Source organism: Paenibacillus sp. FSL R7-0189, from assembly GCF_037969925.1.
GTDB lineage: Bacteria > Bacillota > Bacilli > Paenibacillales > Paenibacillaceae > Paenibacillus_AQ > Paenibacillus_AQ odorifer.
In genome coordinates this window covers 5,243,288-5,261,220 of record NZ_CP150223.1, presented here as the reverse complement: position 1 = coordinate 5,261,220, position 17,933 = coordinate 5,243,288, and the positions used below count along the sequence as shown (strand labels likewise).

The 17,933-nt window shown below is 44.5% G+C and carries 16 protein-coding genes; 1 reads left to right on the top strand and 15 read right to left on the bottom strand.

Features of this window, described 5'->3' with window-relative positions:
* Positions 1–35: 35 nt before the first annotated feature.
* The 11 genes from MKY63_RS23060 to sleB all read right to left on the bottom strand — a co-directional run bounded on the left by MKY63_RS23060 (position 36) and on the right by sleB (position 9,807).
* Positions 36–1,322, bottom strand: coding sequence for a competence/damage-inducible protein A (locus tag MKY63_RS23060; protein ID WP_339809861.1), 1,287 nt, complete (start codon positions 1,320–1,322; stop codon positions 36–38).
* Between the two features lie 108 nt (positions 1,323–1,430).
* On the bottom strand, positions 1,431–2,018 hold the full coding sequence (gene pgsA, locus MKY63_RS23055; RefSeq protein ID WP_036688397.1) for a CDP-diacylglycerol--glycerol-3-phosphate 3-phosphatidyltransferase: 588 nt from the start codon (positions 2,016–2,018) through the stop codon (positions 1,431–1,433).
* 155 nt (positions 2,019–2,173) lie between these two features.
* Complete coding sequence (locus tag MKY63_RS23050; protein WP_036688400.1) at positions 2,174–2,665, bottom strand: YajQ family cyclic di-GMP-binding protein; 492 nt, start codon at positions 2,663–2,665, stop codon at positions 2,174–2,176.
* A 210-nt stretch (positions 2,666–2,875) separates the two neighbouring features.
* The gene (locus tag MKY63_RS23045) at positions 2,876–3,037 is read right to left on the bottom strand and encodes a hypothetical protein (RefSeq protein WP_169744781.1); all 162 of its coding nucleotides are present in this window, start codon (positions 3,035–3,037) and stop codon (positions 2,876–2,878) included.
* A gap of 79 nt (positions 3,038–3,116) precedes the next feature.
* Positions 3,117–4,034: a RodZ domain-containing protein gene (locus MKY63_RS23040; protein WP_076316351.1), complete on the bottom strand. Its 918-nt coding sequence runs from the start codon at positions 4,032–4,034 to the stop codon at positions 3,117–3,119.
* A gap of 94 nt (positions 4,035–4,128) precedes the next feature.
* A complete protein-coding gene (locus MKY63_RS23035) occupies positions 4,129–4,896 on the bottom strand; it encodes a DUF3388 domain-containing protein (RefSeq protein ID WP_036688406.1) in 768 nt (255 codons plus the stop codon).
* 177 nt (positions 4,897–5,073) lie between these two features.
* Positions 5,074–5,337 (bottom strand): DUF3243 domain-containing protein, encoded by a 264-nt coding sequence (locus MKY63_RS23030; RefSeq protein ID WP_036688409.1) that lies wholly within the window; start codon positions 5,335–5,337, stop codon positions 5,074–5,076.
* Positions 5,338–5,474: 137 nt separating this feature from the next.
* The gene (gene fabG / locus MKY63_RS23025; protein WP_036688412.1) at positions 5,475–6,242 is read right to left on the bottom strand and encodes a 3-oxoacyl-ACP reductase FabG; all 768 of its coding nucleotides are present in this window, start codon (positions 6,240–6,242) and stop codon (positions 5,475–5,477) included.
* Positions 6,243–7,523, bottom strand: coding sequence for a pitrilysin family protein (locus MKY63_RS23020; protein WP_038571902.1), 1,281 nt, complete (start codon positions 7,521–7,523; stop codon positions 6,243–6,245).
* Between the two features lie 2 nt (positions 7,524–7,525).
* Entirely contained in the window at positions 7,526–8,764 is a 1,239-nt protein-coding gene (locus MKY63_RS23015) for a pitrilysin family protein (protein WP_256717312.1), read from the bottom strand.
* Between the two features lie 176 nt (positions 8,765–8,940).
* Positions 8,941–9,807 carry a spore cortex-lytic enzyme gene (gene sleB, locus MKY63_RS23010; RefSeq protein ID WP_036688421.1) on the bottom strand — a complete coding sequence of 289 codons (867 nt, stop codon included), beginning with the start codon at positions 9,805–9,807 and terminating at the stop codon, positions 8,941–8,943.
* 172 nt (positions 9,808–9,979) lie between these two features.
* Between sleB and MKY63_RS23005 the strand changes: the two genes are divergently transcribed.
* Positions 9,980–11,944, top strand: a complete 1,965-nt coding sequence (locus MKY63_RS23005; protein ID WP_076316350.1) for an AraC family transcriptional regulator — start codon at positions 9,980–9,982, stop codon at positions 11,942–11,944.
* Between the two features lie 90 nt (positions 11,945–12,034).
* On the opposite strand, the gene MKY63_RS23000 is transcribed toward MKY63_RS23005, so the two are convergent.
* From MKY63_RS23000 to MKY63_RS22985, 4 genes are all read right to left on the bottom strand, one after another.
* Complete coding sequence (locus MKY63_RS23000; protein WP_076100401.1) at positions 12,035–14,695, bottom strand: DNA translocase FtsK; 2,661 nt, start codon at positions 14,693–14,695, stop codon at positions 12,035–12,037.
* A 78-nt stretch (positions 14,696–14,773) separates the two neighbouring features.
* Positions 14,774–14,986: a YlzJ-like family protein gene (locus MKY63_RS22995; RefSeq protein ID WP_076100399.1), complete on the bottom strand. Its 213-nt coding sequence runs from the start codon at positions 14,984–14,986 to the stop codon at positions 14,774–14,776.
* Positions 14,983–15,750, bottom strand: coding sequence for an ATP-dependent Clp protease proteolytic subunit (locus MKY63_RS22990; RefSeq protein WP_076140992.1), 768 nt, complete (start codon positions 15,748–15,750; stop codon positions 14,983–14,985). The genes MKY63_RS22995 and MKY63_RS22990 overlap by 4 nt, the downstream gene beginning before the upstream one ends.
* A gap of 213 nt (positions 15,751–15,963) precedes the next feature.
* The gene (locus tag MKY63_RS22985; RefSeq protein ID WP_036688436.1) at positions 15,964–17,643 is read right to left on the bottom strand and encodes a ribonuclease J; all 1,680 of its coding nucleotides are present in this window, start codon (positions 17,641–17,643) and stop codon (positions 15,964–15,966) included.
* Positions 17,644–17,933: the final 290 nt, after the last annotated feature.

Below are 17,933 nucleotides of genomic sequence, written 5' to 3'. Positions count from 1 at the left end.
CCGTATGTGTTTATTATAACTGGGCTAATCTCCCATTACAAGTCTGAACCCTCAAGAGGTGTCTCCACCTTGCATTCCTCAAGTCTCCGCCAGAGACGATACAGCAAAGCCTTAACTGTTCGTAAGCGGATATTTTCCCGCGTACCTTTAAGATTAAGCTCATAAACCTCTGTCTTACGTCCCCGTTCAGCCAAGCCGATAAATACAAGTCCAACAGGCTTTCGTTCAGAATAACCCGGTCCAGCTACACCTGTAACAGATAAGCCGAAATCGCTGTCTGCAATCATTCTCACTTGGTCAGCCAACACCTCGGCAACTTCTCGGCTTACGGCTCCAGGGGCATTGGGTCCCTCCAAATAAGCACTTGGCACATTCAGCAGCTTTTTCTTTAAGTCATTTGAATAGCAGACGATTCCGCCGGCAAACATCGAAGCACTGCCTGGAATATTTGTTATACTCTCCATCAGCAAACCTCCGGTGCAGCTCTCTGCCGCACTTAAGGTCAGGCCGGCATCCGCCATCCAATCCACTATCAATTGCTCTAGCGGCACATCAATGTTCGCATACAAATGTTCCGGCAAAATCTCCTTGATTTGTTGTTCCAGTATCTCCAGCTTTTTTGTAGCTTCATGCTCAGAAGGGGCCTTTGTCGAAATACGAACAGTTACCTCTCCCTCTTTGGCATACGGAGCAATCGTTGGATCAGTCTGACTGCGAATCAGCTCAATGAGCTTGTCCTCCAGCAGTGATTCTCCGATGCCGGCAAATTTGAGCATTTTTGAATAAAGCGGTGTTTCGTTCGTCAAGGCGTGCTGCTGTAGCCACGGTACTGCTTTATCTACGAACATCGGTTTCATCTCACGAGGTGGACCTGGAAGCACAATATAATATTTCTTCTCATGCTCAAAAGCAATCCCAACCGCAAGACCGATTTCATTCGGCAACGGTGTAGTTCCTTCAATTATAAGTGCCTGTTTGCGGTTATTTTCGGTCATAACGATCTTACGATCATCAAAGAAACGTTGTACATGATCCATCGCCAAACGATCAATGTGGAGCGTTCTACCTAGCGATGCAGCCAGTGCGTCTTTAGTCAGATCATCCTCAGTGGGGCCAATTCCGCCTGTAAAGATAATAACGTCGGCCCGACTCTGAGCGATCTCGATGGCTTGCTGCAGGCGGCTGCTGTTATCACCGACAACAGTTTGAAAGTATACATCGATCCCTATGGCAGATAGCTCTATAGACAAAAACTGGGCATTACTATTCACGATTTGACCGAGCAAAAGCTCTGTCCCTACTGCAATAATCTCCGCTTTCATACCTGGCTTTCGCCTCCTAGTTATAATGTAGGTACACTGCTTTTAGATTTCAAAAAAGGTAATAGGTGCTTCACCTATTACCCTTCCTTGTATGTCCAGCTTACATTCTTACGCATTATGCAGCTGTAGCAGATCCTTATTCTTCACAAAATAATCAATTCCAGAATAAATAGTGATCAGCGCTGCGGCCCAAATAGCAATATCGTCTACAGGAATACTGACAAATTGAAATGGGAAATTATTCAACAACAGCAGTGAGATCGCAACAATTTGTACAACCGTCTTTATCTTGCCCCATTTGCTGGCGGCAACCACTTTTCCCTCTAGCAATGCAATCTGGCGAAGTCCGGTGACTGCAAACTCACGACTGATGATTACAATAGCAATCCATGAATCGCATCTGCCCAGCTCCACAAGTGAAATCAGAACTGCAGATACCAGCAGTTTGTCCGCAAGTGGATCAAGGAGTTTACCGAGATTGGTGACCATATTATATTTCCTAGCAATGTAGCCGTCTATTCCATCCGTGCTGGCCGCAAGCAAAAAGATTACAGCTGCTACCAAATGATTAACAGATAGCTGAAACGAGCCCCAATGTATCGGTTCTGGATAAAAACTGAAGTCCACCAGTAAAAAAAACATCATAATCGGGATCAGGCAAATACGAGCTAGCGTGATGCGGTTGGGCAAATTCACTGAAGTTTTCCTCCCCTAAATCGTTCATACAAATTGCCTAAATCAGGCTAATCCATTTCTACTTAAGCAAGTATATTATAGCAATAAATAGGTGTCAAAAAAACAGAAAGCACCCCGCGTTGTTAGTGCTAATAAGCACTGCGGGGCACAAAATTCTATTTCATGTTCATGAATTGTAGATCCAGCGGCAAATCAGCTTTACGCAAAATCTGAATAATCTGCTGCAAATCATCGCGGCTCTTGCCGGTTACACGAATTTGATCCCCTTGGATCTGGCTCTTCACCTTTAATTTTGAATCACGGATCAGAATATTAATCTTTTTCGCATTCTCCTGATCAATGCCTTGCTTAAGCCCTAAACGTTGACGTACAGATCCCAGGGAAGCCGGTTCTACTTTACCAAAGTCCAGATTCTTTAGGGTGATGCCTCTTTTCACCATCTTTGATTGTAAAATATCAATAACAGCGTTTAGCTTATATTCGTCTTCAGAGGCGATTATAAGTGCGTCTTTCTCCATCTTCAGACTGCTTTTGCTGTTCTTAAAATCAAAGCGGTTGTCGATCTCTTTCTCTGTTTGGTGAATAGCATTCGTTAACTCCTGCATATCCATTTTGGATACAATATCAAATGAACATTCTGAACTCATTAAACTCCACGTCCTTTATACAATTAGTCTGCTACTATTATAAGAGAATGGTACTATTAAGTCTAATTTTGGATAAATCATTATGTAGCTCACCCGACATAGAAAACAGCCCCACTAAGTGGAGCTTTTCCTTCGAGTGAGTTTGGTTCAAAGGGTAGAAACACGTCTCCACCGGAAGTACGCCGTTGGAGACGTTCATTTCTACAGCTTCTATCTGCTTCGGACCGGATTACGAAACATATCCAGAATTCCTAGCACAATATGTGCAATACCGAATCCGAGAATTCCGTATCCCCAAGCACCTGGTGTCAAATAGTATCCGATGAGACTGACAACAACCCCAAGGCCAGCTACAATCCAGCTAACTGTCATAAGATGTACACCTCACTTTGGCTAAAACTGAAAACAGTCTTATGTTCTCCCTAAAGCCAAAGTCTATACATCCTATTTGTTATTCGCCTGTCCCTTCACTTCCAGAACCGTCGTCAAGATTAAGCAGGAGACGTGAAGAAGTCTTCTCATCCGTGATTACTTGACCATTTACGGTAATCTCAGTTGCTGGGGAATACCCAGACTTAATATACATGCCCTCACTACCAAGAACGAAGCTCATAGTTTCTCCTGCAGCTGTATTTCCGAAGGAGAGTTTTTCACCTTTAGAGTTCTCGCCTTTGTAAACTTCAAGCCAGCTTACTCCGGATGCAACAATCTCAACCTTAACTTCGCTTCCGGCAGGAGCTGTGACCTTAAATTTCGTTGTTTTGCCTGACTTCCCATCTGGTGTAACCGTGATAGATTGAGGAGTCGGCGTTGGTGTCGGTGTTGGCGTAGGCTCCGTAGTTGGCTCTGTAGTTGCTTCAGCACCTGCCGAGGAAGTAGGCGCTACAACACCGCCTCCTGATGCGGGTGGAGAAGTTTGTGCTGTATTAGGATCCTGCACATTATTGGTGATATTTGTTTGATCAACTTGATCAGGGTCTGCTTTGTTTAAACTAGAAGCATAAATGTAAATCACTACAATAATCAATATAGGGAATGTCCACATAAGCACCGTTGGCAGCCATTTTGCATTCCGTTCGGTTTCGGGTCTACGGCTGCGCTTTTGAATCACCGTCTCCATGGTCGTGTCTGCGGGTGGTGCAGGTACGTTCCCATGCTCCTCGAGCAGTTCGTCAGGACTCATGCCTACTGCTTCTGCATACGTTTTGATAAACGCCCTCACATAAAAACTTCCTGGAAGCACCTTGTAGTCTCCAGACTCGATGGCTTCCAAATACTTTTTGCGAATTTTTGTTACTTCCTGGACATCGTCAAGACTCATCCCTTTTTGCAGACGTGCCTCTTTCAATTGCCGGCCCAGTTCCGACATACCATCACCTCCTGTAAGTTCTATGAATGTAAACTTCCTTAACCAGCTTTATAAAAAAAACATGCTAGGAAGTGTATTCTTCATTGTTTGTGTTCTATAAATCATCACTGTAGCTCGTCGTAAACGACTCGTACAAGATTTCTTCAGTTGGATTATTCCGCAGCTCAATAATAATATCAAAGTCATCATAACTGTACTCAGATTCGCGTACGAAAATATCTGGATGCTCTATAACCTTTGTGCTTGGCATGCTCATAACATTTTGTAATAAATTATAATGTTTCTCATTAGAGCGGATCGTACTAACTATACCATCAATAATAAATACATTATGTGGGTTCATCTCATCTTCAGCCAATTGACTCCGCACCGTCTGCCGCAACAGTGTGGACGAGACAAATGTCCAGCGTTTCATAGCACAGACACTGCCAGCTATAATGGATTCCGTCTTTCCTACACGGGGCATACCACGCAGTCCTATAACCTGATTCCCATCTTTTTTAAACAGCTCACCGAGAAAATCAACCAATAGACCTAACTCATCGCGGGTGAAACGAAACGTCTTCCGATCATCTGAATCCCGTTCAATATATCGCCCATGGCGCACAGCCAGCTTGTCCACGAGCCTAGGAGACCGCAGAGCTGAAACTGTAATATTATCAACTTTTTTGAGCATTTCGCCCATCAGCATAATTTTCTCATCATCATTGGTCTCCAGCAACATTCCGCGAGTTTTTCCTTCAACTCCATTAATCGTCAGAATGTTAACTTCCAGCATCCCTAACATTGAAGCGATATCACCAAGCAGACCGGGTCTGTTCTTGTGAATCTTGTATTCCATATACCACTGTTTATATTCCACTTGTACACCTCATAGATTCCTTTTCCCTACCCTTTGCCAATACAGCAAAAAAAGCTGCCCCGGCAAAGCGGTCTTTTACACGGGTCATGTTAATGATATATAAAATAAAAATGAAAGGCAAGGTCAGTCCTGTAATAATTGCAGAAAAGCTCCCACAGGGGGAGCTTTTCCGCAAGCTTAGGCGTTGTCTTTCGCCAACTTGACCATGAGTTTAGCAATCGTTTGCTTTTCTTCATCGTTGCCGACATCCCATAGCTCTTTGATCGCACGGTTTTGAGTGTTTGCTGGATCCACTTTTTCATCAAGGAATTCCCCGATTTCAAAAGCCAGCTTTGAGATTGTGTCTTGACTCATCCCAAGTTTCTCTGCCTGTACAACCCGTTTACCTAAGAATTTCTTCCAGGTGTCAAAATTTTTGATTACGCTATCGTCTTGTGTCATCTTAAATCCTCCTTCATGTTTACGGTCGAACACCTGCATACAGGCTGTAAGCCGCCTTACGAGAGATTAAAAAACAACACTTATAATATGTCTCAGACGATAGCTTCTTATGCTGGAGCTTTTCTCCAAGTTAAGCATTACGTAATCCAGCCACCGTTAGGGCTAATGATCTGCCCAGTAATATACCCGGATTCTGGCAGTGCCAAAAAGTAAATCAATGAGGAGATTTCGTTCGGAGTAGCCAAACGTCCCGCCGGAATCTCATCCTCCAGCATCCGGACCTCATCCTCCTGTAGGTTAGACAACATATTCGTATTAACCGCTCCTGGAGCTACCGCGTTCACAGTTACGCCAGAAGGTGCTAATTCTTTGGCTAACGCCTTAGTAAAAGCATTTACTCCGCCTTTACTAGCTGAATAAGCGACCTCACAAGAGGCTCCCGATATTCCCCACACGGAAGAAACGTTGATGATTCGACCATAACGCTGGGATACCATGTACGGCATAAAAATCTGGCTGCACATAAAGGTACCTTTCAAGTTAATGGCCATAATATCGTCCCATTCCTCTTCGCTCACATCAGCGAGCATCCCGTAATGAGATTTACCGGCATTGTTAACAAGGATATCCGGCTGCATTCCATTGCTTTCAAGCTTCTCCGCCATTCGTACAATCTGACTGCGATCCTTCATATCCGCATTTACAGTCATTACCTTTGCTCCAAGGGCCATACAACGCCGAGCGACATCATTAGCAGCTTCATGTGAGTGCTTGTAGTGTATAACAATATTCATGCCCACAGAGGCAAACCGTTCTGCAATGGCGCCACCGATTCCCCCGCTGCCCCCTGTCACCAGAACTGTCATTTCTCCTAATGGTTTGTTGCTCTCTCCCAAAAGCGCCATTTAAGGACTCACCACTAGTGAAACAGCGAGCTGCTCCCAATTTACATGGGCATGTAAACGCTCATTCACTTCAGCTAAAGTAATCGATTCGTAAATAGGCAGAACTTCAAACAGGTCACCACCGCGGAATTGGTAACGTGTAAATTCATGTGCGATACTTTCAGGGGAGTTCAGCATGCGCAAATATCCGCCTATTTTCTTTTTCCGTGCCCGCTCGAAATCCTTCTCAGCAAAGCCAGACTTTAAGATCTGATCCACTTCTTCTTTTATTCGTTTTAGAAGCAAATCAGGGTCCTTGGTATCTCCACCCATAGCTGAAAAAGCATATTGTTCTGAACTATTAAATTCATGACCAAAGCTGTCAGAGATCAGTTCTTCATCATAGAGCTTTTGGTACAACGCTGTGCTGCTGCCAACCAGCAAATCAAGCATAAGCTTAGTGGCCAGATCACGCTTAAGCGCAGCTTCACCTGTAAGACCATCAACTTTTTCCTTAAATCCAAACATAATCTTAGGCATCGAAACGGCGAGTTTACTTTCCAAGCGCTTCGTAGCGACTTGTTCCGGCTCCTCTTCAAAAATACGCTTAATCTCACCTTGTTTACCATAAGATTTCCCCTGCTGATTGCTGCGAATCAAGGAGAATACCTTCTCCGGATCCACACCACCTACTACGAACAACAGCATATTGCTGGGATGATAAAAAGAGTTGTAACAAGTGTACAGTGTTTCTTTCGTAATCGTACTAATTGATTCTATAGTTCCAGCAATATCAATCCGAACCGGATGTTTCGAATACATCGCCTCAATAAGGCCAAAGTACACACGCCAGTCTGGATTATCTGCATACATATTGATTTCTTGACCAATGATCCCTTTTTCCTTTTCTACATTCTCATCCGTAAAATAAGGTCGTTGCACAAAATCAACGAGTGTACTAAGGTTGGTCTCTATGTTTTCTGTTGCCGAGAAAAGATAAACCGTCTGATCGAAACTTGTAAAAGCGTTAGCTGAAGCTCCATTTGAGGCAAAAGTGGCAAAAATATCGCCTTCTGGCTCTTCAAACATTTTGTGCTCCAAAAAGTGAGCTATACCATCAGGAACAGTGGTCTCTTCTCCACCTGCGACATGAAAATGGTTATCTACAGAACCGTATTTAGTTGCAAATGTGGCGTAAGTTTTTTTGAATGTTGGTTTTGGCAATACATAAACCTGAAGCCCATTATCCATCACCTCATGATAAAGGGTCTCTTGAAGTCTGTCGTATTGAATCTGTTCCATCTCTATTCCTCCTTCCCTGTCAAGAAATAAATCGTATCCAGCTGAAAGGTCTCCGCTGCGGCTTTTACTTCCCCTGCACCGATTTGTTCCACCTCTTCTAGCAGCTGATCCGCTGTCCGTTCTTTTCCTGACAACTGGCGGTTGAAGTCGTAAGAGATCATCTCAAAAGCAGAATCCGGAATCTCGGAAAGCTGATTGCGGATCATGGCTTTGGTCTGGCTTAACTCCAGATCACTGATGTTGCCAGCTTTCATCTCTTCCAGTTGTTTCTCTATAATTTCAACAGCTTTGTTGTAATTTTGCGTTTCGATGCCTGATTGTATCGTTCCAATCCCCTTGTGACCGTCATAGCGTGAAGAAGCATAATATGCAAGACTGGCCTTCTCCCGTACATTGACGAAGAGTTTGGAGTGTGGATACCCTCCTAATATTCCGTTGTACATAAGTGCGGACGCATATGTATCGTCCTTATACGTAATTGATGTGCGCAGACCCATGTTCAACTTGCCCTGACTGACATCCAGCTTCTCCTCTACCGTCCTTACCTCGCTAACGGATACTGGGACAAACTTGGAGCTATATAAGCCCACCTCCGACTGAATGCGTCCGAAGTGATGCTGCACAAGCTTTTCAACTTCCTCAGTAGTCGTATCTCCCACTACATAGAGATCCAAAATAGCTCCATCCAGCCATGAATTATAGGATTCGTACAAACTTTTTGGGGTAATCCGGTCCAAATCCGCTCTTTGACCCAGTGGATGAAGACGATAGGGCTCGTTACGGCACATTTCTTCGATACAGCGCTCCGCTGCATAACGAATCTTATCATTTACGATAGATTCCAGCTTCTTGCGCACTGTTTCACGCTCTGTTGCAACATAGGAAGGACGGAAGCTTCCATCCTCCACCAATGGACGGGTCAGGACTTCTCCTAGGAAAGCAAAGGATTGTTCAAGCAAGCTCTCCTGACTCTGCACGAAGGAGTCATTAATGGTGTCCATGCGAAACTGAACAATCTGATAATCGCCTCTTTTATAAATATCAAAACCAAATCCAGCGCCATACAGTTCCTCCAAACGCTCGCGGAATTGAGTAGTCTCTGGGTAAGAAGCGGTACCTCTGCGGAGCACAAATGGAGCAAGTGCTGTAGGGGTGACCGTATCCTCATTAAGTGGGACGCCGGCATAAAGTGAGATGGCGTAGGTCTTGAACGCCTTGGTAGGCATCACGTGAATACGCATACCTGCAACGTTGCCATGCTGAAATACATTATTAGTCAAGTCCAAAACTCCTTTACCGCGTGGATAGTTGCTCATTAACATGTTTATGAATTAATAACCATTCTAAACCATTCCAAAGTAAGGAAGCAACCGGATGCCTCTTCCCGGTTGCTCTCTGGATTTACTTCTTTACTTATCTACATACAGAAAATATGCTGGCCGATAGTCTTGACCTGTGGACGAGTCCAAATCCATTTGGAGGTCGCCGTTTTAGGGTTGAAATAATACAAACATCCACCCGAAGGGTCCCAGCCATTCAGCGCTTGCTGCACTGCTTTTCGTGCCTGCTCATTTGGCTCCAAATAAATCTGCCCGTCAGCTACAGCTGTAAAAGCTCCCGGCTGAAAAATAACGCCAGACGGTGTATTAGGAAAGCTCGGAGATTTTACCCTGTTCAAGATTACTGCAGCAACAGCAACTTGACCTTCGAAAGGTTCGCCTCTCGACTCACCATAGACGGCATTAGCCATGATTTTGAGATCATTTTCTGATAATCCCATCGTATTCCCTGAAGACAGAGACGCTGAATCCGAATTATTGGTTGTATTTGTTTTGTTACCGGTGTTGTTGTTTGCTGTATTATTTCCGGTTGCTGAAGCAGACTCTGTCGGCTTCCAGTTCTTAGTTGCGTTATACAATTTCAGCTTAGTCTTAGCGCCTACGATGCCATCAGACTTCATTCCAAACTTCCATTGAAACCACGTTACTGAATTTTTCGTTTTCGGACCAAACTGACTGTCTATTTTCCCTTCATAAAAGCCCAGATGTTTTAAACGTCCTTGCAACTCATAAACATCCTGACCAGAAGAACCGAGTTTAATCGGAGTCGTGCTGAAGGCAGGCAAGGCCTCTTCTTCAGGATGATTTAGTTCATGGACAAATGACGCAGCAGCACTTTGCTTGGTCTGTACTATGCCATTACCCTGGAGCAACATTCCTGCAAACGGTGCGGCAGCAAGTGCAAGGGTTAAAGAAGCAAAGATCCACAACTTATGTTTCTTCATAGGGGTTCGCTCTACCTTTCTTTTGTGAGTTCTGCATGAATGGCTAAAGTTATTATGACGACTGTCAGGACATCCTATGCATTACTAAAAAAGAAGTAATAGCATTTCATTGTAATTGAGAATGATTATCAACTATAATCGAAATAAGAAAACGTTGGAGTTGATATTAATCATGAATTTAAAGGACCACATGTTATTGTGGAACCACGCATTAATAGAAATTATTGATATACGCCATGCTTTTCAACGATCAGGTGATCTGAATTCACATTATCAGCTGCCCTCAAGTGCATTCTTGTTGATCATAAACGGCAAGGCCGAAATACTAATTGACGAGGTCCCGCACGAGATCAGCAACTTTCATATCCTTCATGGTGGAAAAGGAATGAACATTCAATTTTTACGCACGGAGGAACTACTGGAGTTTTACTTAATTTTATATAAAGCAAACCTTTCACTCGCCTCACGCAACAATCTAAAAGCAATCATGGAACACAATAATCCCTTTAATCTCCAATATGGATTCACGCCTACTAGTCCACTGCCCTTATTTGATAAGATGGAGAACATGTTTACTGATTGGGGCAAAACAGGGCTTTTGGATCGGCTGCATGTCAAAACACTTTTTTATCAATGGATTTATGAGATGCTCAGGCAGCTGCATACGCTGGAAACACAGTTAATTCAACCTGATCCGCTAGATCAAGCAATTCGCTATATGCAGACTTATTATAAGGAAACCTTCTCTCTTGAAAAATTAGCTAAAGCGGTAAACAGCAGCCCTAGAACATTATCCAGATTATTCAGAACACAGCTGCAGACTAGCCCTGCTCAGTACTTAATCAACATCCGCATGGAAAAATCGAAAATATTGCTCCTGAACACAGAGGCCAGCTTGCATGACATCGCAATTGCAGTAGGTTATCCTGATGGCTATTATCTAGGAAAAATGTTTAAAAAATATTACGGAATCTCCCCTGTCCGATACAAAAATAAAGTTATCACCCACTCCAGTTGGCGTGATATGCCATCTCAAGGTGCACAAATTGACATTGCCCGAACGCAACCTCTCCGTTATATTGATTATGATAATCATTATCAATATAACGGAGAAGGGGAATTACCAATGTTTAGAAATGCCAAACCATCATTACTGCTCACCCTGTTATTATGCTTTACCATAGTGTTAAGCGCTTGTTCCACGGGAACCACAAATTCAAATGCATCAAGCAATGGGACACCAACCCCCTCAGCAGAAACAAGTACAGGGGCAAATACAGACAAAGCTGCTGTCGAAGCACAAACCCGGATAATTTCCACAGTTAAAGGAGACATTGCCGTTCCCACTAGTCCACAAAGAGTTGTAGTTCTTTATTTGCTCGGTGATGTACTGGCTCTCGGCATTAAACCTATAGGTGTATCCGATGTATCCGAGGGTGCTGCATTTGAAGATGAGCTAAAAGATGTGCAAAAGCTTGGCACCTGGTTTGAGGCTAGCCCTGAAGCAATCCTTGCTCTAAATCCCGATCTTATCATCGTGCCGTCAGAGGAAACTTATGAAGCCCTTCACCAAATTACGCCAACAGTCTTAGTTCCGTATGAAAAAATGTCAACAGAAGAACGGGTGTCCTTTATTGGACAAGTCGTAGGCAAAGAAGATCAAGCAAAAGAATTATTTACTGATTTCCATAAAAAAGTTGAGGTCAGCAAACAAAAGCTGCAAGAAGCTGGTATTCTTGATCACACAATATCCATCATGGAAGGTGGAAAAGACAACAGCATGGCTGTTGTGGCGAGCAAACAATTCGGACGTGGTTCACAAATCATTTATGAATATTTAGGCATGAAGGCGCCGGACATCATTCAACAGAAAATAGATACGGCGACTGGTGCGGATGGGGAATCCGTATCCTTTGAAGTCCTTGGCAAATACAGTGGTGACTATATCTTCCGCTCCTCTTATGATGGTATGGCTAATCTGACCCAAAACCCAATTTGGAACAATATCCCTGCCGTGAAAGAAGGCCGTTTGATGGAGATCGATTTTGGCTTAGGTTATTACAGTGATATCTATTCTCTAAATGTGCAACTGGATTATATTGTTGAAGCTTTGCTTGCTGCGCCAAGAGTCAAATAAGTACTCAGGATACAAAAAAAGAGATGGTCCACTTCATAAAGTGGCCATCTCTTTTACTGTCTATTGAAGGTTTCGACGGGCTTCTCCAGCTTAGGAGCTGATCTTGTTATGCTGATATTGCTCAAGTGACATCAGCACCTCACGCGGCTTGCTGCCCTCGTAAGGACCGATGACCCCACGAGCCTCCATAGAGTCAATCAACCGGGCTGCACGGGTATAACCGACCCGCATACGACGCTGCAGCAGCGACACTGAAGCCTGCTTAGCCTCTAGTACAATTTGTACGGCTTGCTCGTATAATTCATCCTGTGGCTCCTGATCCTCAGTGATTGTATCATCCACTTCAGGAACGATGGACTCATCGTATTCGGCTTCACCTTGACTGCTGACATATTGAACAATAGTCTCTACTTCTTGGTCACTCATAAAAGCTCCCTGTACACGAATAGGCTTAGATGCGCCCATTGGTAAGAACAACATATCACCTCGGCCTAACAACTTCTCTGCACCGGGCATATCCAGAATGGTACGTGAATCCACATTGGACGATACGCCAAAAGCGATCCGGGATGGAATATTAGCTTTAATTAAACCTGTGATGACATCTACTGAAGGACGTTGTGTAGCGATAATTAGATGAATCCCTGCCGCCCGCGCCATTTGTGCAAGTCGGCAAATCGCATCCTCAACATCATTGGCTGCAACCATCATCAAATCCGCAAGCTCGTCCACAATAACAACGATATACGGTAGAATAGCCGCTGGATTCTCAGCCATTAGCTTATTATAACCTTCCATATTCCGTGTTCCCGATTTGGAGAATAGCTCATAACGCTTCTCCATTTCGACTACGATCTTCTTCAAGGCTAGGCTTGCCCGCTTTGGATCTGTGACAACCGGAGCCAAAAGATGGGGAATTCCGTTATACACATTCAGCTCGACCATCTTAGGATCGACCATGAGGAATTTGACCTCATCAGGTTTAGCTTTGTATAAGATGCTTGTTATAATCCCGTTGATACAGACTGATTTACCGGAGCCAGTTGCACCGGCCACCAATAAATGGGGCATCTTAGCCAGATTGCCGATAATGGTCTGGCCGGAAATATCACGGCCAAAAGCAATCGATAATCTGGATTCAGCCTCCTGAAAAATCTGTGTTTCCATAACTTCGCGCATGGTAACAATAGACACTTCAGAGTTCGGAACTTCTATCCCGATCGCAGATTTACCCGGAATCGGTGCTTCCATCCGAATGTCTTTGGCTGCAAGTGCAAGGGCAATGTCATCCGTCAGATTTACAATACGGCTAACCTTAACCCCAATATCCGGTTGTATCTCATATCTTGTAACAGCTGGGCCTCTTACTACCTCCAGCACTTTAGCTCGTACCCCAAAGCTTTCAAGTGTTGCTTCTAATTTACGGGCTGTCTGCATATAATCATTCTGATCTCCAGCTTTGCCACCATTGTTAGGTTTGGCTAAAAGACGGAACGATGGCAGCTTATATGGCTTCGGTGGCGGTGGTGCTGGAGGAGCGGGAATAATCTCTCCATCTGGAGAAGCACCTAGCAGGCCTTCCAAGTCAATACTTACATTCTCCTCAGACTCATCCGTAGCCTGCTGCTTAACGGCATTAGCTCCGGCTACAGCAGGTTTAGCTGCTTCACCACGAGCTGCGGGTGAGAATTCACTCCACTCTTCCCGATCTTCTTCGTTTAAACCTTCTGAACGGATATGTTCAAAGAAATCTCGAATAATAGGCGTCACAGGTTCAATATCCAGATCCGCATCGTCAAAATCATGATCGATATCCTCTAATGGAATTACACGGCTATCTGGTGTTAATCCCGAAATAATCGGACCGCTCGAAGCACTTGTCACAATTGGACCCTGATCGTCATCCTCAGGATCTGCTTCCACCTGTGAACGCGTGGAGCCTGAGAACCAGCCAGATATTTTTTTCAAAAGGACGGGTTGTTTGCGATTAGGCAGATACCGATCGTCTTCGTCTTCTTCATCCTCGTCATCATAGACAGGCTGCTTCACCTGCCGAGCTTTAGCTGGAGCAGCGGCTCTAGATGGTCTCGCCGCTACTGGGACCGCCTTCGGGCGATTTGCAGCATGGAGACGAATCCCCTCCACAAACTTAACCGAGCGCACTCGCAAAAGCGTAAAAATCTCCACATATGACAAGTTGGTAATTAGCATAAAGCTGATCGCCAGCATGACGATCATAAGCAGCTTAGCGCCCAGACTGCCAAAAAGCCATAACAGCGCTGCATACTCCAACCCGCCGATGTAACCTCCGCTTATATCCTTACCCAGCATATAGACATTGCTGTCGTTCGAGCCAGGTGAAAGTGATCCCGAAAGATCATTATGTATTTGTGTCATTACATTGCCAGGATGTAACAAAGACAACGGGCCAAGCTTCTGCTCCATTGCAGATATTGTGCTCATAAGGCACATAGACAACAGAAGCAGAAGCACGCCAGTATGCCTGCTGTTCCACGAGGAAGGCCATCTTCGATGGATCATAACCATAAGTCCATAAAAAATGCCGACAAGCGGCAACACAAAATAAAATCTCCCTAATAAGTAACCCGCCATACTTGAAAGTGAGCGCCCTACGGCTGCTTCACCAGACAGTGCAATGACGGAAATAGTTATTAATAAAATTCCATATATTTCATATTTTAAAACGCTGCCGAGCAGCGCTTTTTTCTTCTTCTTTTTTCGTTTAGCCACGCCAGCCACCCCCGGAACAACATTATACCATATAATGGCGTGGCGTACCTATGTTCTCTTTTGTCAGAAATTGAATCTTTATGTTAATGTAATTATCGAACCTGGAGAGAACGCCGGATCTAGATAACGGTTCAGTGGACAATCCAATAATCTCACGATCCGCGCACGCCCTTCCTCCATCGGTTCTACCTGCATCAGCATGCCCTGCACACTCACTTCTCGGGTTGTTGCATAATTGTTAAATGCCCCCTCCCACACCTGTTCCATTGCAACTACTGTGTACAGTGTCATTGCGTAATCCCTCCTGGAGTCGATGCAGAGAAATCCCCGCCGATCATTCGGTTGAGATGCGCTAGAGCCGCTCCGATCCCGCCGACCTCATCCATAAGGCCATATTTAACGGCATCCAAGCCCCCCACAGCCGTCCCGATATCACGATTGAGCTCACCTGTCTTAAACATGAGATCACGGAACTGTTCTTCAGAAATACGCGAATGGGAAGTCACAAATTTAACGACACGTTCCTGCATTTTCTCCATATACTCGAACGTTTGCGGCACTCCGATCACTAAACCATTCATACGAATCGGATGAATCGTCATCGTTGCACTTTCGGCAATGATCGAATAAGTGGAGGAAACTGCAATCGGCACCCCGATACTATGCCCGCCTCCAATGACCACGGTTACCGTTGGCTTGGAGAGGGATGCAATCATTTCCGCAATTGCTAATCCCGCTTCTACATCTCCACCTACCGTATTTAAAATGATAAGCAGACCTTTGATGTTTTTATTCTGCTCAGCAGCCACCAACTGTGGAATGATATGCTCATACTTTGTTGTTTTGTTCTGTGGAGGCATTACAATATGTCCTTCAATCTGACCAATAATCGTTAAGCAAAAAATATCAGGCTCTCCACTAGGGACTACCGTTTGTCCAAGCTCCTTAATCGCTCCCATTGCAGTGGGCGGCATATTTTCATTAGGATTCGGATTAGTTTCTCCTGGGACAACTTCCTCATTTTTTGCTCCATTTGATCCTTCGATGTAGTTCATCTTCGCAGCTCTCCCTTGTCATATGCAGCTCTAGTCTGCTGTTGCCTTACTAACAATCCTTAGTATGACATTTCAGGGTGCTGCCTTATGCAATTTTCAGCTTATGAAGTAATTATGACATGCAAAAACCCCTTCTCCCGAGGAAACCGTCCAATATTTCCGGGGAAAAGGGGCTCAGCCCTAGCTATATATTCATTGAAGGAGAAACTCTCCTTACACTTCCATGATAATTGGCAAAATCATCGGTCTGCGGCGCGTTTGTTCATATAAGAAACGGCCCAGCGAATCTTTTACGCTTGTTTTAAGGGAAGCCCACTCATTTACTTTTTCACTCATCAGGCGTTGCAATGTACTGGATACAATTCGGTTAGCTTCGTCGAGCAGTCCTTCGGACTCCCGAACATAAACGAAACCACGTGAAATGATGTCAGGTCCAGAAACAATGGCACCATTCTGTTTGCTAAGTGTAACCACGACAACCAAGATACCGTCTTGAGATAGCAGCTTACGGTCACGCAATACAATGTTACCCACATCGCCTACACCTAGTCCGTCAATCAATACGTTACCAGCCGTTACTTTACCAGCTTTACGAGCGGCACCGCCTTGGATCTCAACAATTTCACCGATTTCAGTGATGAAAATGTTCTGTGGATCTACGCCAACGGATTCTGCCAGCAAAGCATGTTTGCGTTGCATGCGGAATTCACCGTGGATCGGAATGAAGAATTTCGGCTTCATGAGGTTGAGCATAAGCTTAAGTTCTTCTTGGCTACCGTGACCGGATACGTGAACGCCGGAGTTGGAACCGCTGTAAATCACATCAGCGCCAAGACGGAACAATTCATCGATGGTACGGCCTACATATTTCTCATTACCTGGTACAGGTGTTGCCGCAATAATAACGGTATCGCCTGGCAGGATATCTACTTTACGATGACTGGAACGCGCCATACGTGTCAATGCAGACATTGGCTCGCCTTGGCTGCCTGTGCAAAGAACAACGACACGATTAGCTGCCATTCTATTCATTTCTTCTGGTTCGATCAGCATACCGTCAGGTACGTTCAGATACCCAAGCTCAGAAGCGATGGATACAACGTTGACCATACTACGGCCAATTACTGTAATCTTACGACCCGTAGATTCTGCTGCATTAACCACTTGCTGAATACGGTGCACATTGGAAGCAAAAGTTGCTACAACGACACGTTGCTCAGCCTTGCGGAAAATATCTTCCAGCACAATACCGACATTCTTCTCAGATGGGGTAAAGCCTGGTTTCTCAGCATTCGTACTATCCGATAAAAGAGCAAGTACGCCCTTTTGGCCAATCTCTGCCATCCGATGCAGATTTGCAAATTGACCGTTGACTGGGGTGTGGTCAAATTTGAAATCGCCCGTATGAACAACATTTCCTTCCGGAGTCTCAATGCATACACCTACGGAATCAGGAATACTGTGGTTGGTTCTAAAGAAAGTTACCTTAAGTGAGTTCCCCAATTGAATTTCTGAATCTTCGTTGATCAGAATCCGTTTGGTGTCACCCAGCAGGTTCGCTTCCTTCAATTTGTTCTCTACAAGACCTAAAGTTAATCTTGTTCCATAGACTGGAACATTCAAATTCTTCAGGACATAAGGCAAACCACCGATGTGATCCTCGTGTCCGTGAGTAAGCACAATACCTCTTACCTTGTCACGGTTCTCTGTCAAATACGAGATATCAGGAATTACGATGTCAATACCGAGCATATCCTCTTCCGGAAACTTGAGTCCCGAATCCACGACTACAATGTCAGCTCCGTATTGAATAACATACATGTTTTTCCCGATTTCTCCGACTCCGCCCAATGCGAAAATCGTCAATTTATCGTTGTTGTTTTTTTTGGACAAATGAATCTAACCCTCCTATGATGTTGGACGTCATACTTTTATTGGTAAATATCGAACTTCGATTATTTCAGCGGCGCTGAACACATTCTTCAAACAGCTAATAACTTCCAATCAACAAGGAAATTCCTGAAATCTGTAAAATGCGCAATGCGAAAGCTCCCGATTCCGGGCAGTAAAGTTCATATTGAAGCGGACAAACGCCGTCAAAATTCACCGTCGCGCCCCTCGCGCGAAGACATGTCATTTATTTAAACAGACTCATCTTGGGACCTATCCTGTCTCACAATGTA

Bases quoted from the DNA above. Each gene is read 5' to 3' on its own strand.
- MKY63_RS23060 (WP_339809861.1), bottom strand. From the start codon at position 1,322: ATGAAAGCGGAGATTATTGCAGTAGGGACAGAGCTTTTGCTCGGTCAA.
- MKY63_RS23050 (WP_036688400.1), bottom strand. From the start codon at position 2,665: ATGAGTTCAGAATGTTCATTTGATATTGTATCCAAAATGGATATGCAG.
- MKY63_RS23045 (WP_169744781.1), bottom strand. From the start codon at position 3,037: ATGACAGTTAGCTGGATTGTAGCTGGCCTTGGGGTTGTTGTCAGTCTC.
- MKY63_RS23040 (WP_076316351.1), bottom strand. From the start codon at position 4,034: ATGTCGGAACTGGGCCGGCAATTGAAAGAGGCACGTCTGCAAAAAGGG.
- MKY63_RS23030 (WP_036688409.1), bottom strand. From the start codon at position 5,337: ATGACACAAGACGATAGCGTAATCAAAAATTTTGACACCTGGAAGAAA.
- fabG (WP_036688412.1), bottom strand. From the start codon at position 6,242: ATGGCGCTTTTGGGAGAGAGCAACAAACCATTAGGAGAAATGACAGTT.
- MKY63_RS23020 (WP_038571902.1), bottom strand. From the start codon at position 7,523: ATGGAACAGATTCAATACGACAGACTTCAAGAGACCCTTTATCATGAG.
- MKY63_RS23015 (WP_256717312.1), bottom strand. From the start codon at position 8,764: ATGCGTATTCACGTGATGCCTACCAAGGCGTTCAAGACCTACGCCATC.
- sleB (WP_036688421.1), bottom strand. From the start codon at position 9,807: ATGAAGAAACATAAGTTGTGGATCTTTGCTTCTTTAACCCTTGCACTT.
- MKY63_RS23005 (WP_076316350.1), top strand. From the start codon at position 9,980: ATGAATTTAAAGGACCACATGTTATTGTGGAACCACGCATTAATAGAA.
- MKY63_RS22995 (WP_076100399.1), bottom strand. From the start codon at position 14,986: ATGACACTGTACACAGTAGTTGCAATGGAACAGGTGTGGGAGGGGGCA.
- MKY63_RS22990 (WP_076140992.1), bottom strand. From the start codon at position 15,750: ATGAACTACATCGAAGGATCAAATGGAGCAAAAAATGAGGAAGTTGTC.